Raw genomic sequence first — 13,388 nt, forward strand, 5'->3', positions numbered from 1 at the left:
CATGCGGCGGCACATCGCGGCATATCAACTCATCGGCCTCGGCCCAGCACGTCCGGAGATCGCTGCCTATCGACATCAGCCCGCAGAGTTTCCCCCGCCCGGGCCGGTTTCAACGTCGCAAAGCCCCTGTCCTAAAGCCATGAATGCGTCGACCAAATCACATTTGTGCTGGGCGGGGGTGTCAGCCATTCACTTCATGCGACCGTCAGGTTCCGCCAACACAACTCGTGTCGCATACGCGTGATTTGCGGCGAAACCGACGCTCTGGTTTCCATATATGCTTGCTCCACGATGTCGTTTCCCTTCGGGAGGAGTGGCAGATCACCAGAATATCGGCGCCGGCTCATGGAGCACCGGTCCATCGTCATGCCCGTCAAATCTTGTGACCGCGTCGGGATATGGCGAGAGGCCAAGCCAGCCATGACCACAGTTACGTAACTTACTCAGTATTTCTAATGCGGATTCCGATTTATGGAGAACGCCACCAAATGCAGAAACACCCTAGGCATCACAGTCGCAGCCTTGGCCTGACGAAAGAAGCTGCACGGAATGAATTCCACCGCCGATAAGAAAACCCGCTAACGGCTCAGGAAATCCTCGATCTCCGCCCGGGTCGGAATGGCGTCGACCGCGCCGAGCTTGCCGACCTGAAGCGCCGCCGCCGCATTCGCCGTCTCTAGCGCGTTCTGCGGAGAAGCCTCGGCGTCGAGTTCAGACAGGAAGACGCCAAGAAAAACATCGCCTGCCCCGGTCGTATCCTTCGCCTCTACCCTATGCGACTCGACGCGCAGACTCTCTCCGCCCGAGAGATATTCGGCCCCCTCGCTGCCGCGCGTGACCAGCAGATCAAGTCCCGAAGGCAGATTTCCCGCCCCGCCAACGGCCTCTTCAAGCTGGGCCAGCTCCACTGCATTGACCGAGAGCAAATCGATTTCCCCCAGCAGTGGCATGACATCCTCGGCGCGGAAGGGCGCTGCCGAAAAGGCTACCCGCATCCCCTGTGCCCGCGCCAGCCTCGCCGCCTCGCCGGTCTGATTGGTTTCGTTCTGGAACAACAGCCAGTCCCCGGCCTGCGCCTGGTCCACCGCCTCAGAAACCGCGGCCCCCGGCAGTTTACCGTTCGCCCCCTCATCCAGCACGATCAGGTTTTCGCCGCTGTCATCCACAAGGATCGTGGCACTGCCGGTTTCAACACCGACCACGCCGACGATGAAATTGTCGCGAAGCCCCAGATCGTACAGCACATCCCGGATCCGCGTATCGTTCGCCCCGACCGCGCCCACATGCTGCACCGTTCCACCCGCACGCATGATCGCAACGCTCTGGTTCAGCCCCTTGCCGCCCAGCCCGACGGAAACCGAGTGCGACCTCAGGGTTTCCCCCGGTTCCGGGAAATGCGGCACGCGGATCACACGATCCCAGTTGATCGACCCGACATTCAGGATGGCCATGAACGAAACTCCGGCTTTGGCCCCTCATACCTGCAAGAGGCTAAGATTATCTTGCGCTCAACCCGCGATATCCGCGTCGATCGGCGTCTCATACGTCATCAGGATATAGCCCAGCGTGGAATAGAACCCCACTGTCGCGATCAGGTCGAACACCGCCTGCCGCCCGAAGGACTGCGCCAGCCGCGATTCCAGTTCGGCGGGCAGGCGTTTCTGATCGAACAGCGCATCGACCGCCTCGGCAATCAAGCCGTCCTCGCCCTCGGGTCTCTGGCGCATCGCCTCGATCCGCGCCGCCTCCATGCCAAGCTGGCGCGACCGATGCACGTGATGCGCCCATTCATAAGCCGACCCCATCCGATGCGCGGCGCGCAGGATCACCAGTTCCGACCGTACCGCACCCAGCGCGCTGTCTTTCACCACATGCTGCCGGAGATCCGCCCAGGCACGCAGCAAGGCCGGATGATGCGCCATCGTGCGATAGACGTTCAGCCCGGTCGCAAAACCGCCCTTCATATCGGCCAGTTCCTCCGGCCATTCCGCGTCGCTGATCGGCGGACAAGGGCTTGTTGTCTCGGCCATAAATACCTCCGGCGTCTTTCCTCGCCGCAACAGAGCCTCGCCGCCGCCGCGATGCAAGCCGAAAACCGAAACGCTCTCAGCCTACCTCGAAGAGACCCGAGCGGCCAAGCTCCTGTGCCACCTGCTGCAGTTCACTGATCCGGCGCAGGTGCATCTCCTCGTCGCGCAGCTCGAAATTGGGCTGCGACATGCCCACCACGGCGCGCAGATCGCCGGTACGACCGACCGGCACCGCGAACCCGGTCACCCCTGCGTCAAATTCACCGTTAGCAATGGCATAGCCCTGCGTCCGACAACTCTCGACCCGGCGCGCGATCTCGGCGCGATCCATCTCGGTCTCGGGCGTGTATTGCTCGAACCCCAGTTCCCGGATGCATGCCTCGCGCCACGACGCCTCGCCATAGGCCAGCATCATCCGGCCAATCGCCGTATGCAGCAGCGGCAGACGGCTTCCCACCGTGAACCCGAATGTCACCGCCTCTTCCTGCGAAGAAGACTGCGCCACATAGACCGCCGCATCCTCATCCGCGATGGCCAGCGAAATTGCGCAGCCAAAGGCGCGCGCATAGCGGTTCAGCAGCGGCTGGATATGGCTACCGAACCGGTTGCCGCGCAGAAAGCTTCCCGCAAGGATAAGCACCCGCGGCGTCAACGCGAAATGCCGCCCTTCCTTGCGCACATATCCCAGTGCAACCAATGTCAAAACCAACCGCCGGACCGAGGCACGGTCAAGCCCGGTGATCTTCGCGATATCCGTCAAGGTCAGTCGCGTATGATTGTCGTCAAACGCTTTCAGAACCGCCATGCCCTTCACAAAGGTCAAGGATATATCCCGTTCAGTCAGCCCATGTGCCGACAGGTCCCCTTCAATGCCCATGACCTCCCCCTTAACACCTGCGTCCGATTTCAGAATTTCGCAAACTCAGCCCCTGATAACCGCCCCTGCCCCTTATGCAACTCCTCCCCTGTTTTCCTCTTGCCCCAAATACTCCGGGGGGAGGTCGAAGGCCGGGGGCAGCGCCCCCCTTCTCGCCAACATCCACGTCTGACACGCCAGATTTTATATTATTTGACTTTCTGTGCGTTATTCAACATTTTCCTCGCAGGCACGGAAACACGATGCACCCGTACCCAAGGAGGAAAGCCAGATGATCAGCAAGGAACTCAACGAGACCCTCACCCGCGCGGGCCCCGGCACAGACGCCGGAGAGGTCATGCGCCGCTACTGGCAGCCTGCCGCGCTTTCCGATGAACTGGCCGGCAACCGACCCGTGGTTCCGGTCAAGCTGCTGGGCGAAAACCTCGTTCTGTTCCGCGACGACGACGGAGAGCTCGGCCTGATCGACCGTGCCTGCCCTCATCGCGGCGCCGACCTCTGTTTTGGGCGGCTCGAGGATAACGGGTTGCGCTGTCCCTTCCACGGCTGGCATTTCAACCGCGACGGCCAGTGCGTTGAACAGCCGGGTGAGCCGGAAGGCTCGAAGATGCACGAACAGATCAAGACCACCTCTTACCCCGTGGTCGAAAAGAACGGCATCATCTTCGCCTATATGGGGCCGGGTGAGCCGCCGGAATTCCCCAATTTCGACTGTTTCCGTGCCCCCGACACCCATGTCTTTGCCTTCAAGGGCCTGTGGGAGTGCAATTGGTTGCAGGCAATGGAGGTCGGTATCGACCCGGCACACGCCTCATTCCTGCACCGTTTCCTCGAAGACGAAGACCCCGCCGAGAGCTATGGCAAGCAGTTCCGCGACAAGGCCGCCGATACCGACATTCCGATGACCAAGCTGCTGCGCGACTACCCGCGACCGGACATCACCGTCGAGGAAACCGAGTACGGGATGCGCATCATCGCCCTGCGCCATCTCGACAACGGCAAGACCCATGTGCGGATCACCAACCAGATCTTCCCCGAGGCGATCTCCATCCCGATGAGCCGCGAAATGATCATCACCCAGTGGCATGTCCCGGTCGATGACGAAAACTGCTATTGGTATTCCATGTTCACCAGCTTTACCGAGCCGGTGAACAAGGAGCTGATGCGCGAACAGCGGCTCAAGGAACACCGCCTGCCTGACTACGCCCCGCTCAAGAACAAGCGCAATTCCTACGGGTTCGACCCCGAGGAACAGATGCGCGAGACCTATACGGGGATGGGCCTTGATATCAACGTGCATGACCAATGGGCGGTCGAAAGCCCGGGTCCGATCTTTGACCGCACCAAGGAACACCTCGGAAAGACTGACGTGGCCATCATCCGCTATCGCCGCATGATGCGGGCCGCCATCGCCAGCCTCAAGGAGGGCAATACCGACGGGCTGCCGATGCTGAACGGCACCCCGCCGGGTGACATCTATGGCCCGATTTCCAACGATACGATCGGTGACCGTGAAAAATGGCGTGAAGTTTCAGCAGCCAGCGACGCGGAGCGACGTGCGGCCTGTACCGGATGGAACGCCAAGGTATAGTCCGGGCCACGGACCATCGACAGCAACGGGAATACCCAGGCCATGACAGAACTTACACGCAAGATCGCCGAAGGGCGGCTGGCCCGACTCGGCATGCTTGACGGGGTTTCCATCGACGCGGCATCCAAGCTGGTCGGCACCGTACGTCAGAGCGATCTTGAGACGGTTCGGGTTCTTTTTGCCGACCAGCATGGCGTGCTTCGGGGCAAGACCATCGTGGCCGAGGCGCTGATCTCGGCCTTTACCTCCGGCATTGCCGCGCCCTCCACCCTGCTGCTCAAGGACACCTCGCACCGAACCGTGTTCCCGATCTGGGACGATGTGCCCGACATCACCGGCATGAAGGGCGCGGGCGACATCCTGCTGCTGCCCGACCCGTCGACCTTTCGCACCCTGCCCTGGGCGCCGCATTCCGCCTGGATCTTCTGCACCCCGCGCCGGACCGACGGCTCGGCTATTCCCTTCGCGCCGCGCGACGTGCTGCAATCGGCCATCGACCGGCTCTCTGCCTCGGGCCGGGCGCTCATGGTCGGGCTCGAGGTCGAGTTTCACGTCTTCCGGAAACTGGACGACAGGCTGGCGCATACGGACGCCACCATGCCTGCCCAGCCCGCTCGGACCGCCAATCTGGGTCACGGGTACCAGTTTCTGACGGAATCCCGCTATGACGCTGCCGAAGAAGTGCTGGACGATCTGCGCCGCAATGCGCAGGCGCTTGGTCTCCCGGTCCGTTCGGTAGAGATCGAAATGGGGCCAAGCCAGTTCGAATTCACATTCGATCCCGCCGATCCGATGACCCATGCCGATAACATGATGATGTTCCGCGCCATGGTAAAGGAAACCTGTGAACGCAAGGGTTTGCACGCGACCTTCATGTGCAAGCCGAATGTCGAGAACAGCGCCGCCAGCGGATGGCACCTGCACCAGTCGCTCGTCGATCCCAAGACCGGTGCCAACCTGATGCTCCCCGACGATGACGGCACGCTTTCAGCGGATGCACAGGGCTGGATCGCCGGGCTGCTGAAGCATGCCGCCGAGTCTTGCCTGCTGACAACTCCCACGGTGAACGGGTACAAACGCTTCCGCCCGCACCAGCTTGCGCCCGACCGCATCCAGTGGGCGCGCGATAATCGCGGCGCGATGATCCGGGCGCTGATGACGCCCGGTGACACGGCCAGTCGGATCGAAAACCGGGTCGCGGAAACAACCGCCAACCCGTACTACTTTTTCGCGAGTCAGATCCTTTCGGGTCTCGACGGCATCGAACGCGGCCTGTCCGCGCCCGATCCGGTCGAAACCCCCTATGCCGGGAACGCTCCCCGCCTGCCCGAAAGCCTGCTCAGCGCCATCCAGCTTTTCGAAAGCTCTGCCTTTTATCGTGGCGCTCTGGGCGACACATTTGTCGATTACCTGAGCCATATCCGTCGCTCGGAATGGAACCGCTATCACCTCGCGGTCTCAGAATGGGAACAGGCCGAATACTTCGGAATCTACTGAATTCCAACTCTCCCTAAGGTTGTTTCAAAACTGCAAGGTGGCAGATATTCCCATAGGCTGATCTCCGCTGCTTTTTCTGGCGCTTTTTTGCGCAAGGACTCCGGCCGAAATTAGGCAGTAAGCATATGCTTCTGGCCTTAAGAGACATTTTTTGTCATAAAAGATTGAATTCACTGCATGTCAAAGTACCCGAACAATACTCGGAAACCCTGCCCGGGGTGGCCGACGAGTTGCGCCCTCGGAGAAGGTCAAGCCCGTGACGAACCTTTCCAAAATAGGAAAGAAACCGCGCAAGCGTGATGCCGCCGCCACAAGGCTGCGCATTCTCGATGCGGCCCGTGCCGACTTTGCTGCCGAGGGGTTCACCGGCGCGAGGATCGATCGCATTGCAAAGACATCACAGACCAACGTTCAGATGATCTATCGGTACTTTGGTAACAAGGAAGATCTTTATCTTGCTTCGCTGACCGAGACATTCAACGATCTGCGCGAACGTCAGGACAAGCTCGACCTCAGCGCCCTGCCGCCTGTCGAAGGGTTGCGCAAACTGGTCGAGTTCACCTTTGACTACATGGAGGACAACCCCGAATTCGTCGCCATGATCCGCAACGAAAGCGTCGTGGGCGGCAAGTTCGTCAAAGGTCTGCCCGTCGCCGCGGATTCGACGCGCGCACTGATCGACACGATTGGCGACCTGCTTCGCCGGGGTTATGACAGCGGCGCGTTTACCGCGCAGATCGACCCGGGTCACCTCTATGTCACGATCCTGTCGCTCTGCATGGAACACCAGGCAAACGGGGACACGCTCTCGGCGATGCTGGACCAGGATTTGGCCGCGCCGGAATGGCAAAACACCCAGCGCCGCATCGCGATCGACATGTCCGTCAGCTACCTGACCGCCTAATGACCCCTGCGAAGTGTCAGACGGCTGATGCACAGGGGGTGTACAGGTGGTGCACAGCTATCACCCCCGGTTTTCGGCCCATCTGCTACCCTCCATTAGTCTCTCTTTAAGTCTCCGGTGCTACCCCTTGCCTTGGGTGAGTTAAAAAGGTGGTGGAGATGAGTGCGCAGCCAAATGTCGCGCCAATCATCATCAAGCGGAAAAAGGTAGTTGGTGGCGATGGTCACCACGGTGGCGCATGGAAGGTGGCATATGCTGACTTCGTGACAGCCATGATGGCTTTCTTTCTCTTGATGTGGTTGCTGAACGCAACAACTGAAAAGCAACGGATGGGTCTGGCCGACTATTTCGCCCCCTCCGTGCCAATTCACAGGATATCCAGTGGGAGCGAGAATCCCTTTGGAGGGGAAAATGTCTTTTCGCAGGAGACCCTGATCAACAGCGGCACCGGCGGCAGCGAGGATTCAACAAAACCCGGCGACCCTGCGAAAGGGATAGATGCCTCGCAGAAGGGCGGCAGTTTTGGCGGTCGGACCGAAAGCGATGAGACAGACCAGCTCAAGGAGATCGAGGAAGAGCTTTTTGGTCGCGGCGGCGAAAGCATGGTCGCCGATAACTCCATGAAGCACATCATAACCCGCGTCACCGACGAGGGCCTCGTCATCGAGATCTTTGCCCGAGAAGGTGCACCTTTATTCGACGAAGGAACAGCTGATCCGACCCCCCTCTACCGCGAGCTGGTCGAGATGATCGCGCGGCGAACGATGGACCTGTCGCATGGGGTCGCGGTCAACGGGTTCGTGCGTGCAAATCCTGTCGTGGCCGCGCAAAATCCGGTCTGGGCTCTGTCGGGCAGTCGCGCGGAAAGAACCCGGGGTCTGCTGGAATTATTCGGCACGCGCCCCGAGCGGATCAAGCGGATCACCGGTCACGCCGACCGCAAGCCTGCGGATGATAACCCGATGGCCGTGCGGAACGACCGCGTCGAAATTACCATCCTAAGAAAAGAACACTGACGGGCCACCGTCAGTAAGTGCGGAACATTTTAGATGTTAGCGGCACGTTAAGCCGCGATGTCTAGGTGTAGTGCCAAGTTACAAAGCATCAGAAAGGGCATTTCATGACCATGTCGTCCTCCCTCAATGCGGGGATTGCGGGCCTTACTGCGAATTCGAACCGTCTGGCGTCGATTTCCGACAATATCGCGAACTCCTCGACTTTCGGATACAAAACGGTGCGGACCGACTTTCATTCGATGGTCATCTCTGCATCCGGCGGGAACTATTCGGCTGGCGGCGTTAGGTCCACCTCACAGCGGCTCATCGACCAGAAGGGACCACTTGTTTCGACCTCGAACGCAACCGATCTTGCTGTTCGAGGACGGGGGATGCTGCCGGTCGCCTCTTCCGCCGAAGTTGCTGCAGACAACGGCGCACCGACAATGCTCCTCTCGACGACGGGCTCGTTTCGCACCGACTTCGAAGGATACTTGACGACAGAATCCGGGCTTGTCCTGCTCGGTTGGCCCGCGGACCCGGACGGCTCCATCCCGACCTATCCCCGCGATACCTCAGACGGGCTTGAACCTGTGCAGATCAACGTAAACCAGTTTTCCGGCGAGCCAACCACGCAGATGTCGCTCGGGGTTAACCTGCCCGCGACCGAGACCGAGGCAGGCGCTTCCGGCGATGTACAGGAATTGTCTATTGAATATTTTGACAATCTCGGGACGTCGGAAAGTCTGAACATCACGTTTGAGCCCACAGTTCCGGCGACGGGCGTATCTAACGAATGGACGATGGTCATTCGGGATTCGGCCTCCGCCAACGCAATTGTCGGCGAATATGGCGTCACCTTTGACACAAGCCGCGCTTTGGGCGGAACACTGGCGAGTGTCAGCACGACCTCCGGGGGCACCTACGATCCTCTGACCGGCACGCTCATCGTTACGGTGGACGGCGGTCCGATCGAGATTGATATCGGCATGATCGGGCAAAGCGATGGTATGACCCAACTCTCGGATACATTTGCCCCGGTATCAATCATCAAGGACGGCACCCCCGTTGGCAACATGACCAGCGTTGAAGTCGACGCAAATGGCATGGTGCATGCCTTCTTCGACACCGGCATCACGCGGGTCATCTATCAGGTTCCACTGGTCGATCTGCCGAACCCGAATGGCATGGTCGCGCTGGATCAGCAGACGTATCAGCCCTCCACCGAAAGCGGCACCTATTTCCTCTGGGATGCGGGTGACGGACCGACCGGTGACATCGTTGCCTTTGCCCGCGAGGAATCCTCGACAGACGTTGCAAGTGAACTGACGAACATGATCCAGACCCAGCGATCCTACTCTTCCAATGCCAAGGTCATCCAGACTGTCGATGAAATGCTCCAGGAAACGGCGAACATCAAACGCTGACCTGCAGCAATTTCAATCGTAACGTAACGAGGAACCGACACCATGTCTCTTTCTACCGCATTACACGGCGCTCTCAGCGGGCTTTCCGCTGCGGGCCGGGCCTCCGGCGTGGTGTCGGAAAACATCGCCAATGCTCTGACACCCGGATACGCAAAACGTTCAATCATACTTTCCTCGAACAGCGAGGTAAGTCCGGGCGTCCGGGTCCTTGGCATTCAACGACAGGCCAATCCAGGCATAATTTCAAGCCGACGTCAGGCCGACGCCGAATTTTCGAACGCCACTCCGCTTGCCAGCTTCCAAACGCGGTTCGCCAGCGCAGTCGGCAATCCCACGGATACAGATTCAATTACAGCGCGGCTTGCCGCCTTCGACAGCAGCCTAATCTCGGCATCAAGCCGTCCGGACAGCGCGCAGCGACTGGACGACGTCGCCATCAAAGCGAATGATCTAGTTAACCTGATCAACAACGCCAGCGATACAGTACTAAAAATGCGCTCGGAAGCAGATCGCAAGATCTCGATTCAGGTTGAAAGATTGAACAAGGCGCTCAGCGACGTCGAAAACCTGAACGTGAGGATAACCGCCCTTGAGGCCGGAAATGCACCTACCGCTGCCCTGCTCGATCAACGTCAGGTGCTGATTGACGAAATCAACAATATCGCTCCGGTGAACGTGATCGAGCGCAACTATGGGCAGGTTGCCCTTTACACCATTGGCGGCGCCGTTCTCCTGGATGGGCAGGCGGCGACGCTCGAATTCACACCGGTGAATACAATTGTGCCGGAAATGACGCTTACCAGCGGTGGTATGTCGGGACTCACAGTCAATGGGAACCCCGTCAGAACCGACAGCCTGCGGGGCGCGTTACGGGGCGGATCGCTTTCGGCACAGTTCGAAATCCGCGATGAGTTGGGCGTCGAGGCACAAGCTGAACTCGACAGCGTCGCGCGTGATCTCATTGAACGCTTTGAAGACCCAGCTCTGGACCCGACCCTCTCACCCGGCGACCCCGGCTTGTTCACCGACAACGGCAACGCCTTTGATCCACTCACGGAAATCGGTCTTTCCGCACGGCTGAGAGTCAACCCGGGTGCAGATCCCGAACAGGGAGGAGAGAGCTGGCGCCTGCGCGACGGGTTGGGGGCCGCCACGCCGGGCCCGAGCGGCGATGCAAGGTTCCTGCAATCGCTGCAATCGGTTCTGGAAATCTCGCGCATTCCCGGCTCGGGCAATTTTGGGACCGGTGCATTGACGGCCTCGGAGATCAGCGGCGCGCTCGTTTCGAGCGCTGCTCAGGCAGAAGCGGTATCGGATCAAAGATTGGCCTTCAGCTCTGCCAGCTTGACCGAAATGAAGAACGCCGAACTCTCGCAAGGCGTCGATTCCGATGAGGAACTAAGCCAGTTGATCCTCATCGAACAGGCATATGCGGCGAACGCACGTATGTTGCAGGTGGTCGATGAATTGATGGAAACCTTATTGAGGCTGTAAGCATGAACCTGACATCTATCGGAGATCTCTCTCGGCATCTGCTTCAGAGGACCAGAAGCACCGAAATCAAACAAGACCTGCAGCGCCTGACCCAAGAGCTGAGCACGGGGCAGGTTACGGATGTGAATAACCGCCTTGGCGGCGATTTTGCCTACCTGACAGACATAGACCGCAATCTGGCCCGACTCCGTGGATTTCACGTAACCGCGACTGAGGCCGGGCTCTTCACCGATGCTGCCCAGAACAGCCTTGACAGGCTCCAATCCGTTACATCTGAACTTGGCAATGACCTCCTCTCGACGGTTCCGACCCATGTAACCACTCTGAGAGAACACAATGCCAGCAGGGCCAGGGGAGATCTGGATATCGCACTGAACATGTTGAACGGGCATGTTGCCGGGCGAAGCATCTTCGGAGGTATCCAGACCGACATTTCGCCCCTGCGCGACGCGGAAACGCTTCTGACAACTCTTCAAGGCGAAATCGCCGGGCTGACGGACCCGGACGACATACGTCTGGCCGCCCAGATTTGGTTCGATGACCCGGCTGGCTTCACCGCTGTGATGTATCAGGGCTCAAATATTGATCTGGCCGATGTTTCGGTCAGCCCCGACCACACGGTGTCAATGACATTAAAAGCCAATGATCAGGGTTTCCGGGACATCATTCGCAATATCGCCCTCACCGTGCTCAGTACCGACCCTTCCCTTGCACTCTCCGGAGACGCTCAGAACAACCTGATGCAGCGGGCCGGCGAGGAATTGCTGAACGGACAGGATCAGCTCGCCAGCCTGCGCGCCGATATCGGCGTGGCGCAAGCCAGAATCGAGGAAGCCACGGTCCGCATCAGCATGGAAAAAACCAGTTTCGAGCATGCCCGGAACGTGCTGCTTGAAGCCGATCCGTTCGAAACAGCCTCTCGTATAGAAGAAGCACAGTTTCAACTGGAAAGCCTCTATGCGGTGACTGTCCGAAACTCACAACTTTCCCTGCTGAATTTCCTGAAATGATCCGCGCAATCCTCATTTTTCTGCTTCTGGCCAATGCCGCACATGCAGGCGCCGTACGGCTGAAAGATCTTGTGGAATTCGATGGAGTCCGTGGCAACGACTTGGTCGGCTACGGCCTTGTGGTGGGCCTGAACGGCACGGGCGACGGATTGAGAAACGCTCCTTTCACCGAAGAGATCATGACCAATATTCTTGAACGGCTGGGGGTCAACGTAAACGGCGAAGATTTTCGCCCGAAGAACGTAGCGGCCGTGCTGGTCACCGCAACGCTACCGGCGTTTGCCCGCGTTGGCGGTCAGATCGACGTGACCGTTTCGGCGATTGGCGACTCCGACAGCCTTTTAGGTGGCACGTTGATCATGACACCATTGAACGCTGCCGATGGTCAGATATACGCAGTTGCTCAGGGTGCAATCCTTGCGGGCGGTGCCGCTGCGGTCGGTGACGCTGCAGAGGTGGTTCAGGGCGTTCCGACGTCCGGAACCATTCCCTCTGGCGCCCGGATCGAGCGCGAGATCGATTTTGAACTCGGCTCACTTTCGACCATAAGGCTTGCCTTGCGAGACCCGGATTTCACAACGGCCGGAAGGATTGAAAGCGCGATCAACCGGGAGTTTCGGCGCACCGTCGCGGTGATGCGGGATTCCGGCACCGTGGAATTCGATATCGGAGCCACCCGAACCGCATCGACAGCTCACGCCATTGGCCGCATCGAAAACATTCTGGTCGAACCCCAACGCAAGGCGAGGGTGGTCGTCGATCAGCGGTCTGGGACGATAGTCATGGGCGATGACGTCCGGCTTTCACGGGTGGCCGTATCGCAAGGCAACCTGACCCTGCGTATAGAAGAAGCGCCTCTCGTCGTTCAGCCGAATCCTTTTACCGATGCCGCTCCGATTGTCATTCCACGGACAGGCGCCGCACTTGAAGAAGAGCCCGGCGTATCTCTGGCTGAAGTCCCTGAAGGCACCTCCCTTTCTCAGGTGGTGTCCGGCCTCAACGCCCTCGGTGTTTCACCAAGAGATATGATTGACATTCTCAAAAGCCTTAAGGCGGCTGGCGCCTTGCATGCAGATTTCGTGGTCAGGTAAATTGCCAAGCCACGCGGATCAGCGGTGTCACAAAATGCCCCCTGCGTCAGGTCGCGCTCACAGATGAGGTCAGGCCTGAACTTTCGAAACACACGCAAGGGAATGAGCAGCCCAAAAATTTCCATCAAGTCTGTTTCGCGCAATACGATGTCGTAATCGTACGTCGGATTCGCATATTTCAGGCTAGGGTGCCCGACAGATATTGGGTGCGGTCGCAAGACCGAGAATTGGGAAGCCGGTGTAAATCCGGAACTGCCCCCGCAACGGTAAGGAAAGCGCTGGTTTCGACATTGGCCACTGGGGAGGAGACCCTTGGGAAGGCGTCGAAACACCGGACATGTCCGGGTTTTCCAAGTCCGGAAACCAGCCTGATATTACGTCAAACCGCGGGCGGCGGTGGAGGCGGCGCTTTGCCATGCCGGTATCCTCGGTAAGGCGGTCCGTTTCCATGCGCCATCCGCAGAACAACATG

General features: G+C 59.2%; 11 protein-coding genes and 1 riboswitch. Of the genes, 8 read left to right on the forward strand and 3 right to left on the reverse strand.

The genetic code is table 11. The features are described from left to right. Positions 1 to 578 precede the first annotated feature (578 nt). The 3 genes from MF268_RS15605 to MF268_RS15615 all read right to left on the reverse strand — a co-directional run bounded on the left by MF268_RS15605 (position 579) and on the right by MF268_RS15615 (position 2,907). A complete protein-coding gene (locus MF268_RS15605) occupies positions 579 to 1,451 on the reverse strand; it encodes a ribokinase (RefSeq protein WP_238371793.1) in 873 nt (290 codons plus the stop codon). A gap of 57 nt (positions 1,452 to 1,508) precedes the next feature. Then, the gene (locus MF268_RS15610; protein WP_238371794.1) at positions 1,509 to 2,030 is read right to left on the reverse strand and encodes a carboxymuconolactone decarboxylase family protein; all 522 of its coding nucleotides are present in this window, start codon (positions 2,028 to 2,030) and stop codon (positions 1,509 to 1,511) included. Positions 2,031 to 2,106: 76 nt separating this feature from the next. Beyond that, positions 2,107 to 2,907, reverse strand: coding sequence for an IclR family transcriptional regulator (locus MF268_RS15615; RefSeq protein WP_238371795.1), 801 nt, complete (start codon positions 2,905 to 2,907; stop codon positions 2,107 to 2,109). 271 nt (positions 2,908 to 3,178) lie between these two features. Between MF268_RS15615 and MF268_RS15620 the strand changes: the two genes are divergently transcribed. From MF268_RS15620 to MF268_RS15655, 8 genes are all read left to right on the forward strand, one after another. Then, positions 3,179 to 4,498, forward strand: a complete 1,320-nt coding sequence (locus MF268_RS15620) for an aromatic ring-hydroxylating dioxygenase subunit alpha (protein ID WP_238371796.1) — start codon at positions 3,179 to 3,181, stop codon at positions 4,496 to 4,498. Between the two features lie 42 nt (positions 4,499 to 4,540). Continuing rightward, positions 4,541 to 5,995, forward strand: coding sequence for a glutamine synthetase family protein (locus MF268_RS15625; protein ID WP_238371797.1), 1,455 nt, complete (start codon positions 4,541 to 4,543; stop codon positions 5,993 to 5,995). A 256-nt stretch (positions 5,996 to 6,251) separates the two neighbouring features. Next, positions 6,252 to 6,899 (forward strand): TetR/AcrR family transcriptional regulator, encoded by a 648-nt coding sequence (locus MF268_RS15630; protein WP_238371798.1) that lies wholly within the window; start codon positions 6,252 to 6,254, stop codon positions 6,897 to 6,899. 158 nt (positions 6,900 to 7,057) lie between these two features. Then, positions 7,058 to 7,915 carry an OmpA/MotB family protein gene (locus MF268_RS15635; RefSeq protein ID WP_238371799.1) on the forward strand — a complete coding sequence of 286 codons (858 nt, stop codon included), beginning with the start codon at positions 7,058 to 7,060 and terminating at the stop codon, positions 7,913 to 7,915. Between the two features lie 104 nt (positions 7,916 to 8,019). Then, positions 8,020 to 9,321, forward strand: coding sequence for a flagellar hook protein FlgE (locus MF268_RS15640; RefSeq protein ID WP_238371800.1), 1,302 nt, complete (start codon positions 8,020 to 8,022; stop codon positions 9,319 to 9,321). A 42-nt stretch (positions 9,322 to 9,363) separates the two neighbouring features. Next, a complete protein-coding gene (gene flgK / locus MF268_RS15645) occupies positions 9,364 to 10,815 on the forward strand; it encodes a flagellar hook-associated protein FlgK (RefSeq protein WP_238371801.1) in 1,452 nt (483 codons plus the stop codon). 2 nt (positions 10,816 to 10,817) lie between these two features. After that, positions 10,818 to 11,825 (forward strand): flagellin, encoded by a 1,008-nt coding sequence (locus MF268_RS15650; RefSeq protein WP_238371802.1) that lies wholly within the window; start codon positions 10,818 to 10,820, stop codon positions 11,823 to 11,825. Next, positions 11,822 to 12,916 (forward strand): flagellar basal body P-ring protein FlgI, encoded by a 1,095-nt coding sequence (locus MF268_RS15655; protein ID WP_238371803.1) that lies wholly within the window; start codon positions 11,822 to 11,824, stop codon positions 12,914 to 12,916. The genes MF268_RS15650 and MF268_RS15655 overlap by 4 nt, the downstream gene beginning before the upstream one ends. Before the next feature lie 187 nt (positions 12,917 to 13,103). Continuing rightward, a riboswitch (cobalamin riboswitch) is annotated at positions 13,104 to 13,302 on the forward strand. Positions 13,303 to 13,388: the final 86 nt, after the last annotated feature.

It is taken from the genome of Heliomarina baculiformis (genome assembly GCF_019966545.1).
Lineage (GTDB): Bacteria > Pseudomonadota > Alphaproteobacteria > Rhodobacterales > Rhodobacteraceae > Heliomarina > Heliomarina baculiformis.

Coding starts and splice junctions, on each gene's coding strand:
- MF268_RS15605 (WP_238371793.1), bottom strand. CDS start 1,451: ATGGCCATCCTGAATGTCGGGTCGATCAACTGGGATCGTGTGATCCGC.
- MF268_RS15610 (WP_238371794.1), bottom strand. CDS start 2,030: ATGGCCGAGACAACAAGCCCTTGTCCGCCGATCAGCGACGCGGAATGG.
- MF268_RS15615 (WP_238371795.1), bottom strand. CDS start 2,907: ATGGGCATTGAAGGGGACCTGTCGGCACATGGGCTGACTGAACGGGAT.
- MF268_RS15620 (WP_238371796.1), top strand. CDS start 3,179: ATGATCAGCAAGGAACTCAACGAGACCCTCACCCGCGCGGGCCCCGGC.
- MF268_RS15625 (WP_238371797.1), top strand. CDS start 4,541: ATGACAGAACTTACACGCAAGATCGCCGAAGGGCGGCTGGCCCGACTC.
- MF268_RS15635 (WP_238371799.1), top strand. CDS start 7,058: ATGAGTGCGCAGCCAAATGTCGCGCCAATCATCATCAAGCGGAAAAAG.
- MF268_RS15640 (WP_238371800.1), top strand. CDS start 8,020: ATGACCATGTCGTCCTCCCTCAATGCGGGGATTGCGGGCCTTACTGCG.
- flgK (WP_238371801.1), top strand. CDS start 9,364: ATGTCTCTTTCTACCGCATTACACGGCGCTCTCAGCGGGCTTTCCGCT.
- MF268_RS15650 (WP_238371802.1), top strand. CDS start 10,818: ATGAACCTGACATCTATCGGAGATCTCTCTCGGCATCTGCTTCAGAGG.
- MF268_RS15655 (WP_238371803.1), top strand. CDS start 11,822: ATGATCCGCGCAATCCTCATTTTTCTGCTTCTGGCCAATGCCGCACAT.